The following is a 25600-nucleotide window of genomic DNA, read 5'->3' as shown; positions in this document are numbered from 1 at the left end:
GATGAGACGCTTACTTATTAGATTGCTTTAACAATAAAAATATTTCTTTTTAAATGCATAACCCTGCGATTCAACGCATGGGAAGATGAATGAACATTACTTTATATATTTGTTTATAAATAACAGAAACTACTCTAGACGGGTACATTAAATAATGCCACGCACAATAAAGCAGCTCTTGCACGGGCAAGGATGGCAGATAAAAGAGAGGAATAATGCAGCCGAGCGGATAAACCCGCCCGGCTTACAGATTACGGATGAGCCACGAAGCCTACCGCGTCGTACACTTTTTTCAGCGTCGCAGTGGCTTTGAGACGCGCTTTTTCAGCACCGTCAAGCATCACCTGCTGCAAGAAAGCTTCATCGTTGCGGAAATGATGATAGCGCGCCTGCAACTCGGTCAGCATGCCGGAAACGGCGTCAGCGACCACGCCCTTAAGGTGACCATACATCTGGCCTTCAAAGGCTTTTTCCAGTTCAGGAATCGGTTTTCCCGTCACCCCGGACAGAATATCCAGCAGGTTGGATACCCCCGCTTTATTGGCAATGTCATAACGCACCACTGGCGGCTCATCAGAATCCGTCACCGCACGTTTGATCTTTTTCACTACTGCTTTCGGATCTTCCAGCAATCCAATCACGTTGTTGCGGTTGTCATCTGACTTGGACATTTTTTTTGTAGGGTCCAACAGTGACATCACGCGCGCGCCGGATTTAGGAATAAACGGTTCTGGTACTTTGAAAACGTCACCGTAGAGCGCATTGAAGCGCTGAGCAATATCGCGGCTCAATTCCAGGTGCTGTTTCTGATCTTCACCCACCGGCACCTGATGGGTTTGATACAGCAGGATATCGGCTGCCATCAGCACCGGATAGTCAAACAAACCGGCAGTGATGTTGTCCGAATAGCGCGCTGATTTATCTTTGAACTGCGTCATGCGGCTCAGTTCGCCGAAGTAGGAGTAGCAGTTTAGCACCCAGCTCAGCTGCGTGTGCTCTGGCACATGAGACTGAACGAAGATGGTGCTTTTCTGCGGATCAATACCGCAGGCCAGATAAAGTGCCAGCGTATCCAGCGTTGCTTTACGCAACTGCTGGGGATCCTGACGCACGGTGATGGCATGCAGGTCAACGATGCAATATATGCAATCGTAATCATCCTGCATGTTCACCCACTGACGTAATGCACCCATGTAGTTACCAATGGTAAGTTCACCAGACGGCTGTGCGCCGCTAAAAACGATGGGCTTATTCATGCTGACGCTTCCTGATTTTTTGACATAAGTGGCCCCACCAGGGGCAAAAGTTGTGAGAAACGCTCAAGCACCACGTCAGGTTGACTCAGCGCAATGGCTTCTCCGTAGTTATAGCCGTAAGTCATGCCCACGTTCGGACACCCTGCGGCCTGTGCCGCCTGAATATCGTTGCGCGAATCGCCGACAAACAGCAATTCTGATGCCAGCAGTCCCTGTTGAGCCAATACCAGATAGAGCGGCGCAAGATGCGGCTTTTTCATTTTTACATCATCACCGCCGACAATCTGGCTAAACAACCCGGCAATACCCAGCGTCTCGAGCAGCGGCGCGACAAAAGGCGTCGGCTTATTGGTGACCAGCGCCAATGGGTAGCCCCAGCCAGCCAGTTGGGTCAGTGTGGCATGCACCTCAGGAAACAACGTGCTGCCGCTGTCCACCGTTTGCGCATAGTAGTGATCAAACAGCTCGCGCGCCGTGCGGGTATCTTGCGCCGTGGGCGTCATTCCCGCCCAGCGCAACGCCCGCTCTACCAGCACATCAGCACCGTTGCCGATCCAGGTAGCAACGCGCGCTTTACCCGCCGCAGGCAGATTCAGCGCTTGCAGCGCCATATCAACGGCGTCCGCCAACCCCGGCGCGCTGTCGACCAGCGTACCATCCAGATCGAACGCCAACCCGCGAACCGTACTGATGTTAGCCATGAGATACCTTACTCAATTCACTGCGCATGTTATCAATGACAGCGCGGTAATCGGGGTGACCGAAAATGGCAGAACCCGCCACGAACATATCTGCGCCGGCTTGCGCAATCTGGGCAATGTTGTCGACTTTCACACCGCCATCCACTTCCAGCCGAATGTCATAGCCGCTCTCATCGATGCGTTGACGCACCTGACGCAGCTTATCTAAGGTGCCGGGAATAAAAGATTGCCCACCAAAGCCAGGGTTGACCGACATCAGCAGAATGATATCCAGCTTATCCATCACGTAATCAAGGCAACTGAGCGGCGTTGCCGGGTTCAGCACCAGCCCGGCTTTACAGCCGTGATCATTGATCAGTTGAAGCGAACGATCGACATGCTCGGAAGCTTCCGGATGGAAGGTGATAAAGCTGGCACCGGCTTCGGCAAAATCAGGAATAAGACGGTCTACCGGTTTCACCATCAGGTGAACATCGATAGGGGCCGTAATGCCGTAGTTGCGCAGTGCTTTAAGCACCAGCGGCCCGATGGTCAGGTTGGGAACATAGTGGTTATCCATGACATCGAAGTGAACCACATCGGCTCCGGCTGCCAGCACACTGGCGGTGTCTTCCCCCAACCGGGCAAAGTCGGCCGATAAGATGGACGGAGCGATCAAGAAAGGCTTCATTCGTATCTCCAAACAGTTTGTAGGATAACCAGCGCGATACGCGCGCATCAGGTATTAACGCAACGGCGCACCGTAGAGCGCCAACAGCTCATTAACCTTGCTCCGCCCCATGATATTGCGGCTGATGGTGCGTCTCGCCCTCACCACATACAGCGCCGCATCCTGATACCAGGCTCGAGTCAGCTCGGTATCATGGTTGGATATCAGCACGGGAATGGCACTCTCCATCGACAACCGATACGCCAGCGTCGCCAGGCTCTGTTGATCGATGTTGTTGAAATTATTCGTGTGATACGCCGTAAAATTCGCCGTTGCGGAAAGCGGAGCGTAAGGAGGATCGCAATAGACCACTGCACCTTGCGTCGCTTTGAGTAACGTCTGCTGATAATGCTCACAAACAAAAGTGGCATTGCGCGCTTTGAGCGCGAACCAGCGTAACTCTTCTTCGGGAAAATACGGCTTTTTGTAACGGCCAAAGGGCACGTTGAATTCGCCCCGCATGTTATAGCGGCATAATCCGTTATAACAGTGGCGATTCAGATACAAAAACAGTACCGCACGACGATAGGGCACCGCACAAAGATTAAATTCATCACGCAGCTGATAAAACACTTCAGCCACGTTGTATTCGCCAGTGAACAGTTCACGCGCGTCACGAATGAAATCGTCGGTTTGCGTCTTAACGATATCGTAGAGATTGATGAGGTCACTGTTAATGTCGGCCAGGATGTAACGGTCGTATTCCGTATTCAAAAACACCGAACCGGCCCCGACAAACGGCTCAATCAAACAGTCTCCTTCTGGTAGATAGCGGCGAATCTCTTCTACCAGCGGGTACTTCCCACCAGCCCATTTTAAAAAAGCGCGGTTCTTCTTCATGCCGTCGTTAGTTACTCATTACATTTCAGAGCCGCGGATTGTACTCTGTGTCAGACAGCACATCAGTGCTAAAATTGGTGTTACTTATTCAAGTCCTGCTTCACCTGACGGATCGGCTTAACCCATGGTTTTTGTGCCTGCACGGCCGCAGGAAGCGATGACGCCGCCTGCTTCGCTTCTGCGGAAGAAGCGTAAACACCGTTCACCAATACATACCAGGGCTTACCGTCTCGCTTAGTTTCATAAACCCAAGCGTTGGGTAGGTTGTGCTGTGTGGCGTAAGCTTTCAGCGTATCTGAACGTGATGCACTGCTTAATTGCAGTGTGAAATGGCTGGCGGGCGCATTCTGAATCGATCCCCTCTGCCCTGAAACCGTCGCCTTGTCCCCAGAGGATGTCGGCTTGCCTGATGTCATCGGCACTTTTTGCGCTGGCGTTAGGGTTGATTTGCTCTGTGCGGCCTTATCTTGAACGTTTTTAGCATGTGCAGCTTTCTCCTGCGCCGTCTTCTCTGAGACGTGCTGTGGATTTTTCGCTGAAGGAGCCACCGTAGCAGGCGCAATCGGCAATGTGGTTACCGGCGCGGAGCCCGATGTCGCCCCTTGCGAGAAGGCGTTAACCTTTTCTTGCTGCGTCGAAAGCGCATCTGTCATGTTACCCGGCAGTTCAACACGCTGCTGCCCAGCAGGCTGAGGCGTGACTTGCGCTTGTGTCGGTGAACTTGCAACCGGCGGCGCATTCAAGGTTTGAGGTTGCACTGGCGCGGTAGCATTTACTGATGCGGCGTCTCCCTGAGCGGAAGTCCCCTGCGTCATCGAGGAAGAAGAGGATAAATCGATACTCTTCTCACCATTACCCGATGCAGCCGTTGGCACAGCTTCCGTCGATTTAGACGGTGATTGCAAGGCGGAACCCACACCAATGATCAACAACACCAGCACCACGATCCCGATGCCAATCATCAAATGTTGACGAGAGAGCGCTAACTGCGGCGCAGAAAGACGGGGACTGCGTTGCTGACGTTGTGTCCGCCGATCGCTGGTATCCGGTTTTAACGCATCTTCTGGTTTAAATTCGTCCATTTAAACCCCTCCAACTATAAAAAACACATACCCGCTGCGCAGTAAGCGAAGCGAATTGTTGAATTATAAGACATTATTTTCTATTAACCATAAACCATCAGCGTGAATATGTCTGCAAATACCCGAAAAACTGCTCTCACGCCCTGCAATCGGCGATCGACGCCAACACAATATCGTGTGATACGCCGCCACGTACTTCCGAGCGCCCAATCGCAGTGGGTAAAACCAGTCGCAGCTGGCCTGCATGTACCTTTTTATCACGCATCATATGAGGAAGATAAGATTCTGGTGACATCGCATCCGGGCCCTGAACCGGCAACCCTGCACGCGCCAGTAATGCGCGAATACGATCGATGTCCGACACGCTGAACTGACCGAGCCTTCTCGCCGCATGTGCGGCCATCATCATACCTGCCGCCACCGCTTCACCGTGTAACCAGTTGCCATACCCCATTTCAGCTTCGATAGCATGACCATAAGTATGACCTAGGTTAAGCAGCGCACGCACCCCGCTTTCGCGTTCATCCGCAGCCACTAACTCGGCTTTCAGTTCACAACAGCGGCGAATGCAGTAAGAGAGCGCCGCAGGCTCCAGCGCACGGACAGCGTCAAGATTATTCTCCAACCAAACGAAGAACTCGCCATCAAGAATAATCCCATATTTGATCACCTCGGCCAGGCCGGAGGAGAACTCCCGGGCCGGTAAGGTGCGAAGACAATCCAAATCGATAATCACACAAGCGGGTTGATAGAACGCGCCAATCATGTTTTTACCGAACGGATGATTGACCGCCGTCTTACCGCCGACAGAAGAGTCAACCTGCGATAGCAGCGTTGTGGGTACCTGAATAAAGCGCACGCCACGCTGATAGCTGGCGGCAGCAAAGCCCGCCAGATCGCCAATTACACCACCACCCAGAGCAACGATCGTCGTGTCTCGGCCATGGGGTTTTTGCAGCAATGCGGTAAAGACGTCGTCCAATACCGTTAGCGATTTATACTGCTCGCCGTCTGGCAATATGACATGGTCGACTTTTACGCCAGCCTGCTCCAGCACACGGCTCACCGCTTCAAGATAGAGCGGGGCCAACGTCTGGTTGGTCACTAACATCACCTGTTCGCCCGCGGTCAGCGGCATAAAAGAAGCCGGGTCAGCAAACAACCCAGCGGCTATCGTAATGGGATAGCTACGTTCCCCTAATGTTACGGTAATACTTTCCATGCGCGTGGTTCATCCGCTTGGCCCCGGAGCTCAGGGCGATGTTGTTACTCAGTTGCCATCCAACATACTGATAATCTGGTTGGCAAGCACCTTGGCGCTCTGCTCATCCGTACGAATGGTGACATCAGCAATTTCTTCGTACAGCGGGTTACGCTCTCTTGCTAACGCCTCCAACACTTCGCGCGGCGGATCCTCTACCTGAAGCAAAGGACGCTTTTTATCACGCTGCGTGCGCGCCAACTGTTTTTCAATGGTGGTTTCCAAATAGACCACAACGCCGCGCGCAGACAGGCGATTGCGCGTCTCGCGTGATTTTACTGAGCCACCTCCGGTAGCCAGTACGATACCCTGTTTTTCGGTCAATTCGTTGATGACTTTTTCTTCGCGTTCGCGAAAACCTTCTTCGCCTTCGAGATCAAAAACCCAGCCCACATCAGCCCCGGTGCGTCGCTCAATTTCTTGATCGGAGTCGAAAAACTCCATATTGAGTTGCTGAGCTAACTGACGGCCAATAGTGCTTTTGCCGGCACCCATAGGCCCAACCAGAAAGATATTGCGTTTCTCTGCCATGTTTTTTTGGTGTTACTAAGACTATTCGTTAATGATAACCCGCCCCGCCAATCAACCCAGCGGCGGGACCTAAACTGAAACCTCATGAGCGATAGTTCGAGAATCAGACAGAAAATTATCTCAATACTCAGGGGCATTTGGCAACCGAATAAAATGTCTCGCCCCGCGTCAAACAGCAAAAAGCGTATAAATTAGGCATCTTCCGGTAAGATAATTCCGCTTCGACAGACCGCAGCGCTCAATGGGCTAACCTTGTATGCTAAATCCAGCGCAGCGTCAAACTGAGAAAGCGGAAACGGTTAAAACTTGGATCGCCGAGCACACCGTTATAGGCCTCTTACGACGAGGCGGAGACTAAGGTTGGCGTGATAAAAATCACCAGTTCACGCCGCTTACGCTCCGTTCTTTGGTGTTGAAACAGTGAACCCAATAGCGGCACATCCCCCAGCAGCGGCACTTTTCGTTCCCCTCGATTTTTTTGTTGTTGAAAAATCCCGCCCAACACAATTGTCTCACCATCAGACACCGTAACCTGGGTTTGAATTTCTTGTTTATCGATCGCGAGTGTTTCGCCATTGTCGCGCTGTTTAATCACCAGCCCTGGCATGTTTTGGCTGATTTTTAAATTAAGCGTAATTTTGCCCTCACGCAGCACCGTAGGCGTCACCTCCATCCCCAATACGGCTTCTTTGAACTGAATGGCGGTCGCACCGCGGGTACCGCTGGATACCTGATAGGGAATTTCTGTGCCCTGCTTGATGCTGGCCATCTGCTTGTGTGCGGTGAAAAGACGTGGACTGGCGATGATCTCAACTTGGTTCTCATGCTCAAGCGCTGACAATTCTAAATCGAGCAGTCGGCCATTTAAGCGGGCCAGATTGAACCCAACGTTGCCCGCAGGCGACTCCACCGGCAGGTTAACGTTGAAGTCATTGAGGTGCAGCGTTCGACACGGTTGCGTCGGTTCGCCCATGCCCCAACTCACCCCTAATTCCCGTAAACTGTCGCTGCTGATGGTGACAATGTGTGCGGCTAATTGCACTTGAGCAACAGGCCTATCTCCATGTCTGTAGCGGCTGCACTATCGCCGGGACGTCGCGTACCAAGAGGGTATTGGTACGCGTATCCGCACTCACGCTCCCCTGTTCCGATAACAACGTACTGCGCTGCGCCAGCACGCTGGTGGCAACCTCTTGCGCATCGGCGTATTGCAGGGTAAAAAAGCGATTTTCCAACGCCGTTTGGCGAGTGTCGGTCACCGGTGACGACACCAGTAACACATCGCCTTTACGCTCAATCTACAGCGCGCCCTGACGCGCAACAATGTCTAACGCCTGTTGCCAAGGAACCTGGTGCAAACGCAGGCTCATTACACCGCTAACCTCCGGCGCAATCACCACATTCAACCGTTGGTGCTCAGCGAGCGCCTGCACGATTTTCTGCACGGGCGCATCGTCAAACGCTAATGATATAGCTAAACGACTTAATTTTGATTACATTATTTAAATGAGCTATTCAATTGATTTTAGACGTAAAGTGATATCTACACGGAAAAACGAAGGGTTGAGTATCCGAGAAACAGCGAAGCAATTTCGGATTGGCCCTGCCTCTGTATCGCGTTGGATTAATCAAATAGAGTCAAAAGCATCGACCACGCGTCAGCGAAAGATCGATAAATCCGAGTTGATAAAAGATGTTGAACAATATCCAGATGCTTACCAAAAAGAACGTGCAGAGCGTTTTGGCGTTTGTCAGAAGGCCATTTGGCAAGCGCTTAAAAAGCTGGGATTGACCTATAAAAAAAACTCTACGTCATCCGAAAGCCGACGAAAACGCCCGGCAGGGATTTCAACAAAAAAAACAACAGTATGAAAAAGAAGGTAAACCTATTGTTTTTATTGATGAAAGTGGTTTTTCACACGATGCCCCACGGACTCACGGCTATTCCCCAAAAGGTCAACGGTGTTTTGGCCTGAAGAACTGGGGAGCTAGGGGAAGAACAAATGTTATCGGCGCTTTATTAGGCACAACGCTGTTTGCTATCGGATTATTTGATATCAATATTAACAGCGATGTTTTCTATGCCTGGGTCACACAAGTCCTTATCCCAGTACTCCCTAAAAACAGTGTAATCATGATGGACAATGCCACTTTTCACAAAAAACATAATATTCAACAAGTCATCATCGATGCAGGGTATATGGTGGAGTATTTGCCTACATATTCGCCAGATCTTAACCCAATTGAGCATAAATGGGCACAAGCAAAAAGCAAAAAAAGAGAGATGGGTTGCGATACAGAGAGTTTGTTCTCAGTCCATATGGTGTAATCAAAATTAAGTCGCTTGGCTATATGGTCGACATCGGCACCTTGGCAAATACAGTATGCCCACCCAGCAAGGCACACAGTAACACCCCGGCCCCGTTCAGCTTCCCTGGCCTTATCATCTTGCTTTCCTCCGTGTGTAGCGCGGCAAAACTCAGCGTATCGCGCCACTGTGCGATGCCCGCGTCGCAGGCAGCATCCTCACACAGCGGCGCGCTTGTCCCGTTGCATCCACTACCGATTTTTCCACCTGAACACCGTGCTCGTCGATGGCGCTAACCGTCCACCCCGAAGAGACCAGTGCATCGCCCACTCTCACCATGAGCCAACGTTCCCCCGGCACAGAAAGCCAGCCAGACCACCCTGCGCTATCCCCAATCACACCTTCTAGTCGCCATCGCGTAATGTCATCCCCACCGGCTGCGTGCCTGGCGGCTGGCTGAAAGGGATCGCGCCCTGCGCATGCACTATCGCTGAGTGCTACCGGTGAGTACAGCGCCAGCACCAGCATCCAGCCATGAGTCGTTTTCACCGCTGCGCCTCCTTACCCGAGTCAGGAACGGCAAGCTGCATTTCCAAATGCAATACCTCGTGGTGCACATCAATCGAGAGTGCGTGAATATGCAGTGGCTGCATAGACGCAGTGAGGTGTTGAATGAGCGTCAACGCACCAGAAAAGTCAGTGCTCACTATCATTTTCCACGTTTGTAGGTGGGAAGGAATCGGTGGTTGCAATGCCATTAACGCGGCATTCGACGCAGAGAGCGGCAACAGCAGGCGCTCTGTCAGTGCCACCGCCGTGTGATGAACCGGTTTATCCGGCATGGTGTTCCACTCTTGTTGCAACGTTGCCAGCGCCGGGAAATCCTCTAAACGCTGTACTAGCGCCGCGTGTGCCTCGCTCGAGTACACAAGGTGTTGTCGCAAGCGCTCCACGGCGGCCCGTTCCGGTTGCAGCACGGTGGTATATCCCAACGCGGCGAGCATCCCCATCACCAGACCTTGCACTAACCACTGCACCCAGCGCGAGGTCGCCATAAACGTCAGCCACAGGGAACGCACACTACTCATCATTGGGAACGTCCTGCAAAGAGAACCGCTCAACGCGCCAATCCGCCTGAAGGAGAAACGTCAACACCGGCACGTCCCCCTCCGGTGACGCCATGATTTCCTGCCGTGTTTGCATCAGGCGTACTGATGTCAGCGCCGTTTCAGTTTCGAGCCGGGAACTGAAGTGCACGATGTCGGCGTAATCATGGCTTCTGCCCGTGAGATGGACCTTGCCATCCTGCACCTTGATAGCGGTAAGCCACAGCCCATCAGGCACCCACTGCGCCAGTTGCTTTAACAACTGTTCATAACCCCGGTTGTGCGTTCGCGTGTTATTGTCTGCCTGCTGCTGGGCTTGCCATTGTTGCAGGGCGTCCATCAACCGTTGAACCTCGCGCAATTGTGTGCTGTCAGCGAGGTGCCTTTGTTGCAATGTGTGCAGCGTCTCCTCCATCTCACCACGTTGTTGGTCAAGCCTCCCACGGCACACTCCCAGCGCGATCAACAAACCCACCGAGAAAAACAACAGCCACAGCCACCAACGGCGAGTATCTCGAACCCATCGCCGTTGACGCCATGGCAATAGATTGACGTGAAAGGTGTGCATTAATCGTCCGCCCGCAGGGCCAAACCGCCCGCCACCACAAACTGGGACGGATTAAGCGGCAGCGGCGGATAGGCTTGATGCAAAATGTCAAACGGCGACCACGATGCCAACGGATGCACAGAGCGCGGGATGTCCTCGCCGCATTCACCACTGTAATACGTTATTTCACCGCGTTGACCCGGGTAGTGATTGCTCACACAGGTAACGATATCGCCACACTATGTCACCACCTCTTGCGACATAACACCAAACGACAGCGGCTGGGATAACGGTGAAACCCACAGCCAGTGATCGGTATCAAGGCGATGCAGCAGCAGAGAACCGAAAGCTACCCCCGCCAGTTGGCCCATGGTACGCAACGCGCAAGGCACGATATCCAGCACATCAGGCGTTAGCCCAGCACGATGCAGGCAGCGCTGCCACTGCGCCACCTCTTCACGTTTGGCCGCGGTGATCAGCAAGGACGCCGGAGACTGAGGCTCACTGCGATAGTCGAGCACCAACGATTCGCGGCCAATGGGAAACTGGCGCGCCGCTTGATGGTCAATATACCAGTTGCGATCCGGCTCCCGCAGACGGCTGTCAGGGGCCGCCATAATCTGCTGCAACACCCGCTGGGCCGGAAAGCCAACGCGCAGCGATATTCGGCGCGGTAGCACCCGTCGCCATTGCGTCAGGACATCGCACAATGCGTCGGAATGCTGTAAACTCCCCTCCCTTAATGTGTACGCAGGCAGTGGGATTTGCCACCACTGACGCAGTTGCCAGCCACGGCGGCGGCGCTGTACGGCCAGGGCACGCAGACATCCGTTTTGTATATCTAATCCTACCTGCCAATGGTGATAAGCCATGTTCAATGCGACCTCTCCCTCGTCGTTAAGAAGAGCACGCGTTGCTGAAAACGTGTGCTGAATAAAAGAACGTATCCACAGTGCAGGCTTACCTTTATACTAGCGGGCAATTGTTTAGAAACTGTCCACACGCTACTGAATGGAAAATTCCCGGTGAAGTTCGTAAAGTATTTATTCATCCTTGCAGTGACTTGCATTCTGCTTGGAGCCGCATCGATATATGGGCTATATCGTTATATCGAGCCTCAGTTGCCCGATGTCGCAACGTTGAAAGATGTCCGTTTACAAACGCCGATTCAGGTGCTCAGCGCCGACGGTGAGCTGATTGCCCAGTTCGGTGAGAAACACCGCATTCCGCTAAAGTTGGGCCAGATTTCGCCTGAAATGGTCCACGCGTTTATCGCGACTGAAGACAGCCGCTTCTACGAGCACCACGGCGTCGATCCGATAGGGATTGTGCGTGCCGCAACTATCGCGTTGACCTCTGGACATGCATCGCAAGGGGCGAGCACCATCACGCAGCAGTTGGCGCGTAACTTCTTTTTAAGCCCGGAACGCACGCTGATCCGTAAGATCAAAGAAGTGTTTCTGGCGATCCGTATCGAGCAGTTGCTGACCAAAGACGAGATCCTTGAGCTTTATCTCAACAAGATTTATCTCGGGTATCGCGCCTATGGCGTGGGGGCTGCCGCGCACGTCTACTTTGGCCGCTCAGTTGAACAACTGACGCTAAGCCAAATGGCCACCATCGCCGGTTTACCTAAAGCACCGTCCACCTTTAACCCGCTCTACTCCTACGATCGCGCCGTGGCGCGCCGCAATGCGGTGCTGGCTCGTATGCGCGATGAAAATTACATCACGCAGGCCCAGTACGATCAGGCGCGTAACGAGAAGCTGGTGGCCGACTACCACGCACCGGAGATTGCCTTCTCCGCGTCATATCTGGCCGAAATGGTGCGTCAGGAGATGGTGAAACGCTACGGTGAAGACGCTTATAACGATGGCTACAAGGTCTACACCACAATCACCAAGAAACGTCAGCTCGCCGCGGAAGAGGCGCTGCGCAATAACGTCATGGCCTATGATATGCGCCATGGCTACCGCGGCCCGGAAAAAGTGCTGTGGAAAGTGGGTGAAAGCGCCTGGGACCAAACGCGCATCACCAATGAACTGAAAAACACGCCCAATTACGGCCCGCTAAACCCTGCCGTTATCACCCAAAGCGATGCCGACAAGGCCACCGCGTTGATGGCCGATGGCAGCAGCGTTGTGCTGCCGCTGGCGGGTATGAAATGGGCGCGTCCGTTTAAATCCGACGTACTGCAAGGGGCGATGCCGCGCCGCGTCACCGATGTGGTGAAAACCGGCCAGCAGGTATGGGTGCGTAAGGTAGGTAACGACTGGTGGCTGGGACAAGCGCCGGACGTCAACTCCGCGCTGGTGTCCATGAACCCAACCAACGGTGCCATTGAAGCGCTGGTGGGCGGCTTTGATTTCAATCAGAGCAAGTTCAACCGTGCCACGCAGGCGCTGCGCCAGATTGGTTCCAATATCAAACCTTTCCTGTATACCGCCGCCATGGATAAGGGACTGACGCTGGCCACTATCCTTAACGACGTGCCGATCACACGCTGGGATGCCGGTGCAGGCTCAGACTGGAGTCCGAAGAACTCTCCGGCAACCTACGACGGTCCGATTCGCTTACGTCAAGGGCTGGGTCAGTCTAAAAACGTGGTGATGGTGCGTGCGATGCGCGCGATGGGCGTTGATTATGCGGCTGATTACCTACAGCGTTTCGGTTTCCCTCAGCAAAACATTGTGCGCACCGAATCGCTGGCGCTGGGCGCAGCGTCCTTCACGCCGCTCCAAGTGGTCAGAGGCTATGCGGTGATGGCCAACGGGGGCTACCTGGTTGACCCTTACTTCATTTCCCGTATCGAGAATGACACGGGCAACACGCTTTTTAACGCAACGCCGAAAACAGTGTGCGACACCTGCAATCTGCCGCTGGTTTATGGTGAAACACCGCGTTCTGCCTTGCTCTCAACGGACAACATGGAAAACGTCGCCACTCCGCTAGAGCAGCAAGGTACGGTGCCTCAGCCACAGATTGATGCCGTCACGCCGACTGAAGCGCAGGTGAGTACGCTACCGTATGCACCGCATGTCATCAGTACGCCGTTGTCATTTCTGATGAAAAGTGCGCTTAACAGTAACGTCTTTGGCGAACCTGGCTGGATGGGAACAGGCTGGCGTGCCGGTAAAGATTTGCAACGCCATGACATCGGCGGTAAAACCGGCACCACCAACAGTTACAAAGATGCCTGGTTCTCCGGCTACGGGCCCAACCTTGTCACCTCGGTGTGGATTGGCTTTGATGACCATCGTCGCGATCTGGGGCGCAGCACGGTTTCTGGTGCGATTAAGGATCAGATCTCGGGTTATGAGGGAGGGGCAAAAAGCGCCCAACCCGCGTGGGATGACTATATGAAAGTCGCCCTGCAAGGCGTAGCAGAACAGCCGCTGACGCCGCCGCCGGGCGTTGTGACCGTCACCATCGATCGCTACACCGGTAAACTCTCCAGCGGCGGCAGCAACAGCCGTTCGGAATATTTTATCGATGGCACGCAGCCTACGGAATTCGAAGTCCATGAGGCAGGCACCACCTTGATGGAAAACGGTCAGAGCGAAGAACTGTTCTAACGCGTCGCCACGAACGAGCACCTTCCCGTCATTCCCGCGCAGGCGGGAATCGCTTACAGACGAAACGTGTTATTTCTGCAAGACATCCCCGGCCTACGCCGGGGACGCCGGAGGTGTCTGTCCGGCCAGCCACTCGCGCGTTAAAAACAGTGCACTAACGTTACGCGCTTCGCGAAAATCCGGTTCCTGCAACAGGCCCAGCAGATTATCCAACGGCCAGCGCACCGGAATCAGCGGCTCAGGTTCATCCCCTTCTCGCGTCTGCGGATAAAGGTCACGCGCGACAACAATATTCATGCGGCTGGAGAAATAGGACGGCGCCAACGTCAGCGTCGCCAGCAGCGACATCTGGTGTGCGCCGAATCCCGCTTCTTCCATCAATTCGCGATTCGCTGCTTCAAAAACGCTTTCCCCCGGATCGATGAGCCCTTTGGGGAATCCCAATTCATACTGCTCGATACCGACGGCGTATTCACGCACCAACACCAGCTGATTGTCGATAATCGGCACAATCATCACCGCTTCTCGCCCTGAGGGGCGCATCCGTTCGTACACCCGGCGCACGCCGTTGCTGAACTCAAGATCAACCGATTCCACGTTAAACAGGCGCGAGCGGGCCACCGTCTCCACGTTCAAAATTTTCGGTTTTTTCAGATTATTATTCATAACTCTATTCGCCCTACGAGGCATTCCTGTAGCAACAAAAAAAATCTGAGACCCGTCAAAGAAAAGCGATGAGGAACGCAAAGAGCTGACACCACTTTTCCGTAACGGGAACGCCGCAGAATGCAAAAAAAACGTTAATTTTCTTTTTTGATATTGCTCACATTGTGCGTTAACAGGCTATCTTACCGCAACTCCGATACGACTCAATTTACGCAATCGCAACAAATAACAAACATTACGGTTTTTCCCCGATAAAAATAAAAGTCAACACATCACAATAAATTCAGATTTTCCCCATGTTTTCTTATGATTTTTTCTTGGTAAGATTGACAAAATATTGGAAAAATTTATTGCGTTAATAAGTGATTCAAGCTGATTAACAATGACATACGGATTATCACTCTCGGGATAAGTTTGCTAGTATCCGAATTATCAGCGTTGGAATGAGGATGGCATGAGCACAATAGTTATTCTTTTATCCCTATTGTTTGCCTGTCTTATCTTCATCGGAAGTTACACTGGATACCGTATGCGTCGCCATTTGCCCTTTACAAAATCGTCCTTCGCCGTCATGCACGCGCGAGAACGTACATTAACGCACGATGAGCGTGCCGCCCTTGAGCGCTATTTGACACTCGCCAATCTGCAACTGTCAGCATTCAGCGCATTGCCCGTGTTACAACGGGCACGACAGGATCCGCGCGTCTATGTGCTCACCCACAGCATTACGCGTTATGGCCTCAATACCAGCGCCGCGAATAAATGGCGTTATTTCATTGATACACAAGAGATACACCTGCCTGCTGACTGGGAACAGTACATCACCGAAAACAACCATATTGAGCTGATTAGCACCCGCTCAATTCCGCTGGTCGTTGCGCTCAACGGACATTCCCTGAGTGAATGCGTTGAGCACAGCGATCAGAGTATTTTACCGCCGCCGTTAATACCTGAGCGTAATGCCTCGATTCGCGAAGAGGGGAATGAACGCGCCGAGCTGGTTGCCGTTCGTAAGGAGACGCGAGAAGAGTACGCGGTGCATCACGCTTCGGGCATTCGGGAAGCGCTGTTGATTTCACTGGCTTTTCTGCTGCTGTTTATCAGCCTGATGACGTCGTTGACGGTGATGCCCTGGCTTGCCGCCGCCGCTTTGCTGCTGGCGGCCTGGAGCGGCTGGCAGCTGTTTCGCGCGCCCTCTGAGCGTGAACTGCAAGAAGTACATTGTCTTAATGGTACGCCACAGTGCCTCGGACTGTTCGGTGAATCGAACCAGGAGCAGATTGGCAATATTTCGCTGGGCAATATCGATCTTATCTATCCGCCCCATTGGCAACCTTATATCGCCTACGATCTGGCGCAGAAGACTCAGGTCGATATCTATCTGAATCGTCAGGTGGTTCGTCAGGGCGAATTTCTCTCGCTCCACGAGGAAGTTAGTCGCTTCCCGCTCCAGAGCTTTGGAAAAAACCTGATTCTCTCTGCGGGTGCGCTACTTCCGCTTATCCTGCTGCTCAGTTTCTTACCGTTGGAATTACCGCTCAACCTGAGCATGAGCTGGCTGCAAGGCGCGCAGAATATCAAAGTGGTGCAGGTTGACGAATTGCAAAACGCTCACCTGAAAATCGGCGATAAATTGGATATTCAGAGCACCGGCATGTGCGATGTGCCTGCGGGCAACCGCTATCCGGGCAACGTAAAGCCTTATGCCTTTACCCCGTTTGATTGCTCTGCCATCTACTGGAACAAGGCCGGGTCGTTACCGCTACCTGAATCGGACGTAATCGAAAAAGCCTCAGCGCTACTGTCCGTGGTGAACGCACAGTTGCATCCCGTGACCAACGATGAAGGCAAAGTCAGCACGCAGCTCGCGTCCGCCATTCAGAAATCAGGCATGGTACTGCTCAACAATTTCTCTGATATTGTGCTGAAAACCCAGGAGCTGTGCACCCGTGAAGAGGATTGTACTCGGCTGAAAAATGCGCTGGTCAATCTGGGCAATGTGAAAACCTGGGATGCCTTGGTCAGACGCGCAAAATCAGGATCGCTTAAGGGGATGAACGTACTGCTGCGCTCGGTTAATGCTGAATCCCTGGAAACGCTGGTGGTCAGCGCCACGGAGTCTTTTTTCTATCAAAAGATTAACGCCGCCACCGATTTGCTAAATAGCCCGCCACCCAGCGGCTTTCTTATCCGCAGTGACGAAGGCCGCCAGCTCGTAAACTACCCGCTGCCGCCCAAACCGTTTAATGAATATCATGCAACAGAGCAATGGCAAGAGTTGCAGCGGCTTTCCGCCATGCTGCTGCACACCCCATTTAGCGCTAAAGGGGTCATCACGCAACTATCCACCGATGCCAACGGAACGCAGCACATCAATTTACGCAGCGATCCTGACGCCATCACGCTGTGGCGCTACTTCGGCACCTGTTTATTGATGCTGGTGCTCTCGGTAGTACTGGTTGCCAATTTGGCGCTGATGCTGATAAAAATGCGCAAAAGCCAGCAGCGCGAACGCGATATCAAGCAGTACTACGATACGTGCTTTTCAACCCGACTCGCTACGCCTATCTTGATTGAAGGCCGCGCCTACCGGATGAATGACTAGGCGCGTCTAAACACGACCCGTTGCTGACGACCGCAGAGAACATGCCACCGACTCCATGCGATGCGTTGTTTTCTTGCACCATGCCCACCGCCCTACCGATGCCGCAAAATCTCAATTGGAATGATATCGATACCGTTATACTGGACATGGATGGCACCCTGCTGGACCTGGCTTTTGACAGCTACTTCTGGCTGCAACGGGTGCCAGAACAACTCAGCGTTGAGAGAAATATTTCCCTGAGTGAAGCAAAAAAAGTGATAGAGAAAGTGTATCACGCCGTCCAACACACATTGAACTGGTACTGCTTTGATTACTGGAGTGAACGCCTCGGTCTTGATATCTATCAAATGACCAGTGAGATAGGCGCACGCGCCCGTTTGCGAGCCGATACCGAGCCGTTTCTCACCGCATTGGCCGCCAGTGGCAAACAGCGCGTATTGCTCACCAACGCCCATCCGCACGGCCTGGCGGTAAAAATGGCGCATACCGGGCTCGACAGACACCTTGATTTATTACTTTCCACCCATACGTATGGGTATCCGAAGGAGCATCAGCAACTGTGGCAACAGGTGCACGCGCAGGTGGGGTTTGATCCAGAACGCACGTTATTTATCGATGACAGCGAACCGATTCTGTATGCGGCCAAAGCGTTTGGCCTGCGTTACTGTCTTGGGGTCACCAACCCGGACTCAGGCCAGCAGGAGAAATCTTTTGATCGCCATCCGGCCATGAATGATTATCTGGCGTTCCTGCCCGCCTTACACATGGCGCAACGCGCGTCCTGATAATGTGTCTATGTTCAAGGCGTTTATGAGCAAGAGGTTAATATGAAAGAGAAGACCGAGTCAGATGACAGTATTCGCCTGGACAAATGGCTCTGGGCCGCTCGATTCTACAAAACCCGTGCTGTCGCGCGCGAAGCCATCGATGGCGGCAAGGTGCATTACAATGGGCAACGAGCCAAGCCGAGCAAGCTGGTAGAACTGGATGCTGAAATCAAACTGCGTCAGGGCAACGACGAACGAACCGTGCTGGTCTGTGCCCTCAGTTCACAACGTCGTTCGGCACCTGAAGCGCAATTGCTGTATCGAGAGACCGAGCAAAGCGTCGAAAAACGCGAAAAGGTCGCCTTGGCACGCAAGATGAACGCCCTGACGATGCCGCACCCGGATCGTCGTCCTGATAAAAAAGAACGGCGCGATCTGATAAAATTTAAATACACGCCCTAAATAATTAGAGTTGCAGGAAGGCGGCAAGCGCTGACCCGAAGGGTGAATCTCAGGGATGAGAGTCACTAATCCCGATGAGCGTCCTCGGGTAAATGATTTGGGTGAACGCATGCAGCCACGTGAAATATGACGGTCGCAGCAATTCAGAGTAGTTCCTGACCATAAAGAGAGAAACCATGTCTAACCATGACCAACTGCACCGTTATCTGTTTGAAAATCATGCCGTTCGCGGCGAGTTGGTGACGGTCAGTAATACCTACCAACAAATTTTGGACAACCACGACTACCCGGCGCCTGTGCGCCTGATTCTGGGTGATATGCTTGCCGCCACCAGCCTGTTGACGGCGACGTTGAAGTTCAATGGCGATATCACCGTACAGCTTCAGGGCGACGGTCCGCTGAAACTCGCCGTCATTAACGGTAATAACCAGCAGCAAATGCGAGGTGTTGCCCGCTTGCAGGGTGAGATTACACCCGACGCAACGCTGCGTGACATGGTCGGCAATGGTTATCTGGTGATCACCATTACCCCCGAGGAAGGTGAGCGTTACCAAGGGGTGGTCGGTCTGGAGGGGGATTCGGTTGCCATTTGTCTGGAGAACTATTTCCTACAATCCGAGCAGTTGCCTACCCGACTGTTTATTCGCAGCGGGGAGCATGAAGGCCGCCCGGTTGCCGCAGGCATCCTGCTGCAAGTGCTGCCGGCGCAGCACGTCGGCCACGACGATTTTGATCATCTGGTGCAATTGACAATCACCATCAAAAACGAAGAGCTGTTTACCCTGCCTGCGAACGAGGTGTTGTACCGCCTTTACCATCAGGAATCGGTGACGCTTTACGAGCCGCAGGCCGTATCGTTTCACTGTCACTGCTCGCGTGAACGTTGCGCAGATGCATTAATGACGCTGTCGGATGCCGATCTGCATGAGATGCTGGAACAGGAACAAGAAATCGATATGCATTGCGATTACTGCGGTACTCACTACCTGTTTAGCGCCAGCGAAATCAGTGATATTCGTCACGGCAGCCCAGATGCTACAAGGCATTGATCGCATAAGACATTGACAGCATGTTACTGACTAAACGGGCACTTCGGTGCCCGTTTTCATTTTTCGCCCTCACAGGAGAAGAATCGTTTCACTTAACGAAAATTAAACAAACCCATGTCTTAAATTATTTAATTTTATGATTGTTATCCCAGCTAAAATAGGCTTACTCCGTACAATGATTATTAGTATGACTATAACTATTGAGGAGTAGCGATATGCAGATCAAAGGTATTGCACCACAAGCCCTCGCCGCTTATGGAATCCGCGATGTCAGCGAGATTGTCTACAATCCGAGTTATGAAGTACTTTTCCAGGAGGAGGTTGCTCCCGACCTGAAGGGATATGAACGCGGTCGAGAAACTAAACTGGGCGCTATCGCCGTCGACACCGGGGTTTTTACCGGTCGTTCGCCCAAAGATAAATATATCGTTCGTGATGACACCTCACGTGAACACGTGTGGTGGTCGGATCAAGGCAAAGGCAAGAACGATAACCACCCCATGACGCAAGAAGTCTGGAGTCACCTGAAACAGTTGGTGACCGAGCAACTGTCTGGCAAACGTCTGTTTGTCATCGATGCCTTCTGCGGTGCCAACCCCGATACCCGCCTGAAAGTGCGTTTTATCACTGAGGTTGCCTGGCAGGCCCACTTCGTCAAAAGCATGTTTATTCGCCCACAAGAGGATGAACTCACGCAGTTTGAGCCCGATTTCATCGTGATGAATGGGGCGAAATGTACCAATCCGCAATGGCAGGAGCAGGGGCTAAACTCAGAGAACTTTGTCGCTTTCAACCTGACGGAGCGGATCAAACTGATCGGCGGCACCTGGTACGGCGGCGAAATGAAAAAAGGGATGTTCTCTATCATGAACTACCTGCTGCCGCTCAAGGGCATCGCCTCCATGCACTGCTCCGCCAACGTCGGTAAAAAAGGGGATGTGGCCATCTTCTTCGGCCTGTCCGGCACCGGAAAAACCACGCTGTCCACCGATCCGAAACGTCAGTTGATTGGCGACGACGAGCACGGCTGGGATGATGACGGCGTGTTCAACTTTGAAGGTGGCTGCTACGCAAAAACCATCAAGCTGTCGAAAGAAGCGGAACCGGATATTTACGGTGCCATCAAACGCGATGCACTGCTGGAGAATGTCACGGTACGGGAAGATGGCAGCGTGGATTTCAACGATGGCAGTAAAACGGAGAACACCCGCGTCTCCTACCCCATTTACCACATTCATAACATCGTCAAACCGGTTTCCAAAGCGGGACACGCCCGTAAGGTGATTTTCCTGACGGCCGATGCCTTCGGCGTGCTGCCGCCGGTATCACGCCTTACGCCCGACCAGACACAGTATCATTTCCTGTCCGGCTTCACCGCCAAACTGGCAGGCACAGAGCGCGGGATCACCGAGCCTACCCCGACATTTTCCGCCTGCTTTGGTGCGGCGTTTCTGTCGCTCCATCCCACACGTTATGCCGAAGTGCTGGTAAAACGTATGAAAGCCGCGGGTGCACAGGCCTATCTGGTCAACACTGGCTGGAACGGTTCGGGAAAACGCATCTCGATTAAAGACACCCGTGCCATCATTGATGCCATTCTGAATGGCAGCATTGATGATGCCGAAATGCATACGTTGCCGATCTTCAATCTGGATATCCCGCGCTCGCTGCCTGGCGTCGATGTTCAGATTTTGGATCCACGCAACACTTACGCCAGCCGGGCGAAGTGGCAAGAAAAAGCCGAAGATTTGGCGCAGCGTTTCTGCACCAACTTCGACAAATATACCGATACCCCTGCCGGTCAGGCGCTGGTGAGCGCCGGGCCAGAAATTGGGGCGGAAATCACGCCATAAAACGCAAAAGCGCGGGCTTGTCCGCGCTTTTTTCTTCTGCGTTAACCGCCCTGCTTCACCCTTCTGACGTCTCTTTTTCAACCGTTGACGGCCCTTCTTTGGCCTGCTCGTAGGGTAAAGGCAAATAAGCGCGCACGCACAGCCCACCACGCTCGCTGGTGCCCACGTCTAACGCCCCGTCATGCGCATCAATGATACGCTGCACGATTGCCAGCCCTAATCCTGTACCGCTGGTAGTACGCGCGCTGTCGCCGCGCACAAACGGTTGGAATATATGCGCCAACTGAGCAGGATCGATACCCGGACCATCATCCTCCACCTGGAACCAGACGCGTTGCAGTTCTCGTCCGCTGCTCACCTTGATCCAACCATTACCATAGAGCGTCGAATTGACCACCAGATTCAGCGCCGCGCGTTTGATGGAGAGCGGGCTGATACGCACCATCAGTTCACCGTCGGAGAAATCGCTGTCAATCTGGCGCTCATAGCCGCTCTCAGCCGCCACGACTTCGCCCAGAATACTGTTGAGATCCGCCGCTTCCATCTGCATCTCCTGGCCCGTACGCAGATAGTCGATAAACTGTTCGATGATGGCATTACACTCTTCAATATCCTTGTTGATGGACTCAGCCAGATAGTCATCATCCTTGCTCATCATCTCGGTCGCCAGCCGGATACGTGTTAACGGCGTCCGTAAATCGTGGCTGACGCCCGCCATCAAGAGCGTACGATCGTCGGCCAGCAGTTTGACTCCCGACGCCATCTGGTTAAAAGCGCGCGTTACCGAGCGCACCTCGGAAGCACCATATTCACGCAACGCGGGCGGAATAATGCCTTTCCCCACTTGCAGCGCAGCATACTCCAGCTCCACCAGCGGCCGGTTTTGCAAACGTATAAACAGCCACGCCCCGCCGATAACGAGCAGCATAATCGCCAGCGTGTACCTGAATAGCGGAGAAAAATCGCCCTGATGAATTTCCGTCAGGGGCACCCTTACCCAGATATCGGGTGAAAGCCAGGTCTTCAACCACACCACGGGGGTATTTTTGCTGACTTCAACGCGTACATCCGTCGGGCCGCCAAGCTGTTGTGCCATTTGCTGGCTCAAAAACTTGTAGTGCTGCGCCCAACGCAGGCCACTTTCCTCCGCCGCGGCATTGGTATACAGGGAAATCCCCAGCTCGCGATAGATTTCACGCCGGAACGCCGGTGGCACTTCCAGCGAAGAGCCATCCTCCAGTTGCAGCCTGTCGGTCATCAGCATACGCACTTCGTAGGCCAAGACTTTGTTGAACTGCTGCAAGCTTGGCAAAATGGCGAAGTTGAGCACCACCAGATAGGTGGTGACCAGGCTGACAAACAACAGGGTAACAATCAGCAACAGCGTCCGGGCAAACGAACTGCGCGGAGAAAAGCGCCATCGTCTCATGCTTTACTGCCGTCCGGCACAAAGACGTATCCCAGGCCCCAGACGGTTTGGATATAGCGCGGATGCGCCGGATCTTCCTCTACCATGCGACGCAGCCGCGAGATTTGCACGTCGATGGAACGTTCCATGGCGCTGTATTCACGACCACGCGCCAGGTTCATCAGTTTATCGCGAGATAAGGGTTCACGCGGGTGGCTGACCAACGCTTTCAACACCGCAAACTCCCCGCTGGTTAACGGCATCGGCTCGTCATCGCGAAACATTTCGCGCGTGCCAAGGTTAAGCTTGAACTTGCCAAAGGCGATCAACGCCTCTTCCTGTGACGGCGCCCCCGGCAACTCGTTCGCCTGACGGCGCAGAACAGCACGGATGCGCGCCAGCAGCTCACGCGGGTTAAACGGTTTAGGAATGTAGTCATCGGCGCCAATTTCCAGGCCAACGATACGATCCACCTCTTCCCCTTTCGCCGTCACCATAATGATGGGCATCGGGTTGCTTTGGCTGCGCAGGCGGCGGCAAATCGAGAGGCCATCTTCGCCCGGCAACATCAGGTCCAGCACCATCAGGTGAAAGGACTCACGCGTCAGTAAACGATCCATCTGTTCAGCATTGGCTATGCTACGTACTTGAAAACCTTGCTCCATCAGGTAACGCTCCAGCAGTGCGCGCAGGCGCATATCATCATCTACTACCAGAATTTTATAATTCTCTTGCATTTTCATTCTCCAAAAGCGTAATCGCTGCCGATGCCCGTATTGTTCAAAAACCCATGAATTACTGACAGTCGTTTCTGGTATATATTGCAGGCAAAATTGTTACAAAGCATAATAAAATAGTGATTAATCAATCATTTCCTTCATTTTACAAGCGCAATCGCCTTAGGATGTAGCAACGCCTATACTGCTCACGTTGTATCAACGCCGCGCTATGCGTACTCGTAATAACCGATGATGGCAGCAAACGATGACAACCGATCTTATCACCCGTGAAGGTTACTACATGCTCTACAAAGAGCTTAACTATCTTTGGAAAGAACGTCGTCCAGAAATTACAGAAAAAGTGGCTTGGGCGGCAAGTTTAGGCGATCGCAGTGAAAATGCCGACTACCAATATAACAAGCGGCTGTTGCGGGAAATAGACCGCCGGGTATGCTACTTACGCAAACGTCTGGAAATCGTTCGTGTCGTCGATTACTCCCCTCAGCAAGAAGGCAAAGTGTTCTTCGGTGCCTGGGTTGAAGTAGAAAACGAGCAAGGCGACCAGATGCGCTTTCGCATCGTTGGCCCTGATGAGATCTATGGGCGTAAAGACTATATTTCAATCGACGCCCCCATGGCGCGGGCATTGCTGAAAAAAGAACGCGACGAAGAGGTGAAAGTAACAACACCTTCGGGCGAAAAAACGTGGTACGTAAACCAGATAACCTATAATGCGCCCGCCGAGTGATCGCCTGGCCGCGTATTTACCCACACCGTCACCACGGTGTTGCGGGCTGCAGGGGTGACATCAACGGATATTGCAGGCCAATTTTGACCACGCGGTGCTGATAAGGTAGACATCACGCGTCAGCATTTCGAACTCCAGAATATCATTTTCTCCGATCATCGAGAAAGCATCATCGGGTGCATTGTCCTCCGGATTTTTATCCAGTGCGACATTCTTGACCAACAGGCGATTTTCATTCCAGACAGAGTCAAAACTGAACGTGCGCTGTATGGTCCGGGGAATATCATCTTCACCAATAAACACACCATCAATAAAAATTAATGCACGATTTTTATCGCTTAAATAAACATTGACATCATATTCTTTCCTTATTTTATATTTTTCATTCCCCTCACTGACCCTCACCTCGCCACAACAAATCACCGGTTTGTGAAAAGACTGACGTTTAAAATAATAGGGCCCCACTAATAGAACCACCACCAATAATAACAGGCTAAACCATACCATTTTATTGCCAAGATTATTTTTCAACATAGGTCGTACATCCTTTTCCGCGTTTGCTACATGCAATGATGATGCGATTTTTTTTCATTCCTAAACTGTGCAACGGTATCGTTTTTGATGAAATAAACAAAACATGATCCTCACAGAGTTCCTGATAATCCGCGATCGAGTCGCGGTTGACCTCATCCTGTAATGCAAAAACATCACATTTATTAATCATATTGACTCTGACAAAAGGGCGATAAGGGAAATGACCAGAAAATGACACCATAATCAAAATAAATAACAGAATCATACCGATGATAAAAATAATCTTGGTCGTATAGCCTATCTGGAACCGATGAGACGTATTTTCTGGCGCAGCCAATCGGGGATTTACACCACGGGCCGGCTCGTTCATCGATGTCTCCACCGTCTTCTCTGTCGTGCGAACATCTGTTTGTTGTTTGACATAGGCTTCAATGCTGTCGACATGAAAAACAATACCTGATTTCGGGACAGTGACAATAGATTCCGCTAAGCCAAAATTACGTAATACCTTTCTAAGCAATGAGATATAATTATTGAGATTACTAATAGAAGGAGAAAGTGAATACTTTTCTAGTGCCTCTCGCAGCAACAACTCACGGCTTAATGTAACCCCCGGATTATCAATCAGAGTAGCGAGTATGCGTGCAATAGGCGCGCTCAATGAAATAGCTTCACCTTCACGATCGCGCCAAGATAAAGTTCCCTGTCCATCATTGAAAATGATGGTTTGATTAATCAAGTAGGCCATAAAAACCTCTGGGATAAGCAAGTATTATTTTAAAGATAACCTAACCCTATTGATGATATGTTTATTTACACGAAGCATAGGAAATGGAAATCCTGCGATATATATCTTAGATCGCTCATTAACAC

Annotated in this window: 26 protein-coding genes and 1 pseudogene; 9 read left to right on the top strand and 18 right to left on the bottom strand. The window is 52.3% G+C overall.

The window, feature by feature from the left end:
* Positions 1–251: 251 nt before the first annotated feature.
* From trpS to hofQ, 8 genes and pseudogenes are all read right to left on the bottom strand, one after another.
* On the bottom strand, positions 252–1256 hold the full coding sequence (gene trpS, locus ACQGXV_RS08215; protein ID WP_440866128.1) for a tryptophan--tRNA ligase: 1005 nt from the start codon (positions 1254–1256) through the stop codon (positions 252–254).
* Entirely contained in the window at positions 1253–1957 is a 705-nt protein-coding gene (locus tag ACQGXV_RS08210) for a phosphoglycolate phosphatase (protein WP_440866127.1), read from the bottom strand. Before ACQGXV_RS08210 ends, trpS begins: the two co-directional genes overlap by 4 nt.
* Entirely contained in the window at positions 1950–2627 is a 678-nt protein-coding gene (gene rpe, locus ACQGXV_RS08205; RefSeq protein ID WP_440866126.1) for a ribulose-phosphate 3-epimerase, read from the bottom strand. Before rpe ends, ACQGXV_RS08210 begins: the two co-directional genes overlap by 8 nt.
* 54 nt (positions 2628–2681) lie before the next feature.
* Complete coding sequence (gene dam, locus ACQGXV_RS08200; protein WP_222158782.1) at positions 2682–3506, bottom strand: adenine-specific DNA-methyltransferase; 825 nt, start codon at positions 3504–3506, stop codon at positions 2682–2684.
* Positions 3507–3586: 80 nt separating this feature from the next.
* The gene (locus ACQGXV_RS08195; RefSeq protein WP_440866125.1) at positions 3587–4588 is read right to left on the bottom strand and encodes an SPOR domain-containing protein; all 1002 of its coding nucleotides are present in this window, start codon (positions 4586–4588) and stop codon (positions 3587–3589) included.
* 136 nt (positions 4589–4724) lie between these two features.
* On the bottom strand, positions 4725–5810 hold the full coding sequence (gene aroB, locus ACQGXV_RS08190) for a 3-dehydroquinate synthase (RefSeq protein WP_440866124.1): 1086 nt from the start codon (positions 5808–5810) through the stop codon (positions 4725–4727).
* 48 nt (positions 5811–5858) lie between these two features.
* Positions 5859–6380 carry a shikimate kinase AroK gene (aroK, locus tag ACQGXV_RS08185; protein WP_440866123.1) on the bottom strand — a complete coding sequence of 174 codons (522 nt, stop codon included), beginning with the start codon at positions 6378–6380 and terminating at the stop codon, positions 5859–5861.
* Positions 6381–6717: 337 nt separating this feature from the next.
* Positions 6718–7852: pseudogene (hofQ, locus tag ACQGXV_RS08180) on the bottom strand (DNA uptake porin HofQ).
* A gap of 34 nt (positions 7853–7886) precedes the next feature.
* On the opposite strand from hofQ, the gene ACQGXV_RS08175 reads away from it, so the two are divergent.
* Both ACQGXV_RS08175 and ACQGXV_RS08170 read left to right on the top strand, forming a co-directional pair.
* Positions 7887–8252: an IS630 transposase-related protein gene (locus ACQGXV_RS08175; RefSeq protein ID WP_440862584.1), complete on the top strand. Its 366-nt coding sequence runs from the start codon at positions 7887–7889 to the stop codon at positions 8250–8252.
* Positions 8176–8709 carry an IS630 family transposase gene (locus ACQGXV_RS08170; RefSeq protein ID WP_440862665.1) on the top strand — a complete coding sequence of 178 codons (534 nt, stop codon included), beginning with the start codon at positions 8176–8178 and terminating at the stop codon, positions 8707–8709. The genes ACQGXV_RS08175 and ACQGXV_RS08170 overlap by 77 nt, the downstream gene beginning before the upstream one ends.
* 150 nt (positions 8710–8859) lie before the next feature.
* Here ACQGXV_RS08170 and ACQGXV_RS08165 read toward each other — a convergent pair whose 3' ends face one another.
* The 5 genes from ACQGXV_RS08165 to pilM all read right to left on the bottom strand — a co-directional run bounded on the left by ACQGXV_RS08165 (position 8860) and on the right by pilM (position 11213).
* Positions 8860–9087, bottom strand: coding sequence for a hypothetical protein (locus ACQGXV_RS08165; RefSeq protein WP_440866122.1), 228 nt, complete (start codon positions 9085–9087; stop codon positions 8860–8862).
* Between the two features lie 146 nt (positions 9088–9233).
* A complete protein-coding gene (locus ACQGXV_RS08160) occupies positions 9234–9779 on the bottom strand; it encodes a hypothetical protein (RefSeq protein WP_440866121.1) in 546 nt (181 codons plus the stop codon).
* Complete coding sequence (locus tag ACQGXV_RS08155; RefSeq protein ID WP_440866120.1) at positions 9769–10209, bottom strand: PilN domain-containing protein; 441 nt, start codon at positions 10207–10209, stop codon at positions 9769–9771. Before ACQGXV_RS08155 ends, ACQGXV_RS08160 begins: the two co-directional genes overlap by 11 nt.
* Before the next feature lie 152 nt (positions 10210–10361).
* On the bottom strand, positions 10362–10559 hold the full coding sequence (locus ACQGXV_RS08150) for a hypothetical protein (protein WP_440866119.1): 198 nt from the start codon (positions 10557–10559) through the stop codon (positions 10362–10364).
* 21 nt (positions 10560–10580) lie between these two features.
* Positions 10581–11213, bottom strand: coding sequence for a type IV pilus biogenesis protein PilM (pilM, locus tag ACQGXV_RS08145; protein ID WP_440866118.1), 633 nt, complete (start codon positions 11211–11213; stop codon positions 10581–10583).
* A 153-nt stretch (positions 11214–11366) separates the two neighbouring features.
* Here pilM and mrcA point away from each other — a divergent pair, with 153 nt between their 5' ends.
* A complete protein-coding gene (gene mrcA / locus ACQGXV_RS08140; RefSeq protein ID WP_440866117.1) occupies positions 11367–13916 on the top strand; it encodes a peptidoglycan glycosyltransferase/peptidoglycan DD-transpeptidase MrcA in 2550 nt (849 codons plus the stop codon).
* Between the two features lie 93 nt (positions 13917–14009).
* Here the strand turns inward: mrcA and nudE are convergent, their stop codons facing one another.
* A complete protein-coding gene (nudE, locus tag ACQGXV_RS08135; protein ID WP_222158791.1) occupies positions 14010–14582 on the bottom strand; it encodes an ADP compounds hydrolase NudE in 573 nt (190 codons plus the stop codon).
* Positions 14583–15036: 454 nt separating this feature from the next.
* Here nudE and ACQGXV_RS08130 point away from each other — a divergent pair, with 454 nt between their 5' ends.
* The 5 genes from ACQGXV_RS08130 (at position 15037) to pckA (ending at position 21318) form a co-directional block, all read left to right on the top strand.
* The gene (locus ACQGXV_RS08130; protein ID WP_440866116.1) at positions 15037–17187 is read left to right on the top strand and encodes an IgaA/UmoB family intracellular growth attenuator; all 2151 of its coding nucleotides are present in this window, start codon (positions 15037–15039) and stop codon (positions 17185–17187) included.
* A gap of 98 nt (positions 17188–17285) precedes the next feature.
* The gene (gene yrfG / locus ACQGXV_RS08125; RefSeq protein WP_440867329.1) at positions 17286–17972 is read left to right on the top strand and encodes a GMP/IMP nucleotidase; all 687 of its coding nucleotides are present in this window, start codon (positions 17286–17288) and stop codon (positions 17970–17972) included.
* Between the two features lie 42 nt (positions 17973–18014).
* Entirely contained in the window at positions 18015–18416 is a 402-nt protein-coding gene (hslR, locus tag ACQGXV_RS08120; protein ID WP_440866115.1) for a ribosome-associated heat shock protein Hsp15, read from the top strand.
* Between the two features lie 176 nt (positions 18417–18592).
* Positions 18593–19465, top strand: a complete 873-nt coding sequence (hslO, locus tag ACQGXV_RS08115; RefSeq protein ID WP_440866114.1) for an Hsp33 family molecular chaperone HslO — start codon at positions 18593–18595, stop codon at positions 19463–19465.
* Between the two features lie 215 nt (positions 19466–19680).
* The gene (gene pckA / locus ACQGXV_RS08110; protein WP_440866113.1) at positions 19681–21318 is read left to right on the top strand and encodes a phosphoenolpyruvate carboxykinase (ATP); all 1638 of its coding nucleotides are present in this window, start codon (positions 19681–19683) and stop codon (positions 21316–21318) included.
* Between the two features lie 55 nt (positions 21319–21373).
* Here the strand turns inward: pckA and envZ are convergent, their stop codons facing one another.
* Positions 21374–22747 carry a two-component system sensor histidine kinase EnvZ gene (gene envZ / locus ACQGXV_RS08105; protein WP_440866112.1) on the bottom strand — a complete coding sequence of 458 codons (1374 nt, stop codon included), beginning with the start codon at positions 22745–22747 and terminating at the stop codon, positions 21374–21376.
* Positions 22744–23463, bottom strand: a complete 720-nt coding sequence (gene ompR, locus ACQGXV_RS08100) for an osmolarity response regulator transcription factor OmpR (protein WP_440866111.1) — start codon at positions 23461–23463, stop codon at positions 22744–22746. Before ompR ends, envZ begins: the two co-directional genes overlap by 4 nt.
* 247 nt (positions 23464–23710) lie before the next feature.
* Here ompR and greB point away from each other — a divergent pair, with 247 nt between their 5' ends.
* Positions 23711–24193, top strand: a complete 483-nt coding sequence (greB, locus tag ACQGXV_RS08095; protein WP_440866110.1) for a transcription elongation factor GreB — start codon at positions 23711–23713, stop codon at positions 24191–24193.
* Between the two features lie 60 nt (positions 24194–24253).
* On the opposite strand, the gene ACQGXV_RS08090 is transcribed toward greB, so the two are convergent.
* Together ACQGXV_RS08090 and ACQGXV_RS08085 are read right to left on the bottom strand one after the other, a co-directional pair.
* Complete coding sequence (locus ACQGXV_RS08090) at positions 24254–24727, bottom strand: FidL (RefSeq protein WP_252120375.1); 474 nt, start codon at positions 24725–24727, stop codon at positions 24254–24256.
* Positions 24714–25475, bottom strand: coding sequence for a winged helix-turn-helix domain-containing protein (locus ACQGXV_RS08085; protein ID WP_440866109.1), 762 nt, complete (start codon positions 25473–25475; stop codon positions 24714–24716). Before ACQGXV_RS08085 ends, ACQGXV_RS08090 begins: the two co-directional genes overlap by 14 nt.
* Positions 25476–25600: the final 125 nt, after the last annotated feature.

This window comes from Symbiopectobacterium purcellii, from assembly GCF_052050035.1.
GTDB classification, from domain to species: domain Bacteria; phylum Pseudomonadota; class Gammaproteobacteria; order Enterobacterales; family Enterobacteriaceae; genus Symbiopectobacterium; species Symbiopectobacterium purcellii_A.
This window is presented reverse-complemented; position numbering and strand designations above follow the sequence as displayed.

Coding starts and splice junctions, on each gene's coding strand:
- greB (WP_440866110.1), top strand. CDS start 23,711: ATGACAACCGATCTTATCACCCGTGAAGGTTACTACATGCTCTACAAA.
- ACQGXV_RS08175 (WP_440862584.1), top strand. CDS start 7,887: ATGAGCTATTCAATTGATTTTAGACGTAAAGTGATATCTACACGGAAA.
- ompR (WP_440866111.1), bottom strand. CDS start 23,463: ATGCAAGAGAATTATAAAATTCTGGTAGTAGATGATGATATGCGCCTG.
- trpS (WP_440866128.1), bottom strand. CDS start 1,256: ATGAATAAGCCCATCGTTTTTAGCGGCGCACAGCCGTCTGGTGAACTT.
- ACQGXV_RS08160 (WP_440866121.1), bottom strand. CDS start 9,779: ATGATGAGTAGTGTGCGTTCCCTGTGGCTGACGTTTATGGCGACCTCG.
- ACQGXV_RS08195 (WP_440866125.1), bottom strand. CDS start 4,588: ATGGACGAATTTAAACCAGAAGATGCGTTAAAACCGGATACCAGCGAT.
- dam (WP_222158782.1), bottom strand. CDS start 3,506: ATGAAGAAGAACCGCGCTTTTTTAAAATGGGCTGGTGGGAAGTACCCG.
- ACQGXV_RS08130 (WP_440866116.1), top strand. CDS start 15,037: ATGAGCACAATAGTTATTCTTTTATCCCTATTGTTTGCCTGTCTTATC.
- pckA (WP_440866113.1), top strand. CDS start 19,681: ATGCAGATCAAAGGTATTGCACCACAAGCCCTCGCCGCTTATGGAATC.
- aroB (WP_440866124.1), bottom strand. CDS start 5,810: ATGGAAAGTATTACCGTAACATTAGGGGAACGTAGCTATCCCATTACG.
- rpe (WP_440866126.1), bottom strand. CDS start 2,627: ATGAAGCCTTTCTTGATCGCTCCGTCCATCTTATCGGCCGACTTTGCC.
- envZ (WP_440866112.1), bottom strand. CDS start 22,747: ATGAGACGATGGCGCTTTTCTCCGCGCAGTTCGTTTGCCCGGACGCTG.
- pilM (WP_440866118.1), bottom strand. CDS start 11,213: ATGGCTTATCACCATTGGCAGGTAGGATTAGATATACAAAACGGATGT.
- ACQGXV_RS08210 (WP_440866127.1), bottom strand. CDS start 1,957: ATGGCTAACATCAGTACGGTTCGCGGGTTGGCGTTCGATCTGGATGGT.
- yrfG (WP_440867329.1), top strand. CDS start 17,286: ATGCCGCAAAATCTCAATTGGAATGATATCGATACCGTTATACTGGAC.
- ACQGXV_RS08090 (WP_252120375.1), bottom strand. CDS start 24,727: ATGTTGAAAAATAATCTTGGCAATAAAATGGTATGGTTTAGCCTGTTA.
- hslR (WP_440866115.1), top strand. CDS start 18,015: ATGAAAGAGAAGACCGAGTCAGATGACAGTATTCGCCTGGACAAATGG.
- aroK (WP_440866123.1), bottom strand. CDS start 6,380: ATGGCAGAGAAACGCAATATCTTTCTGGTTGGGCCTATGGGTGCCGGC.
- ACQGXV_RS08155 (WP_440866120.1), bottom strand. CDS start 10,209: ATGGAGGAGACGCTGCACACATTGCAACAAAGGCACCTCGCTGACAGC.
- ACQGXV_RS08085 (WP_440866109.1), bottom strand. CDS start 25,475: ATGGCCTACTTGATTAATCAAACCATCATTTTCAATGATGGACAGGGA.
- nudE (WP_222158791.1), bottom strand. CDS start 14,582: ATGAATAATAATCTGAAAAAACCGAAAATTTTGAACGTGGAGACGGTG.
- hslO (WP_440866114.1), top strand. CDS start 18,593: ATGTCTAACCATGACCAACTGCACCGTTATCTGTTTGAAAATCATGCC.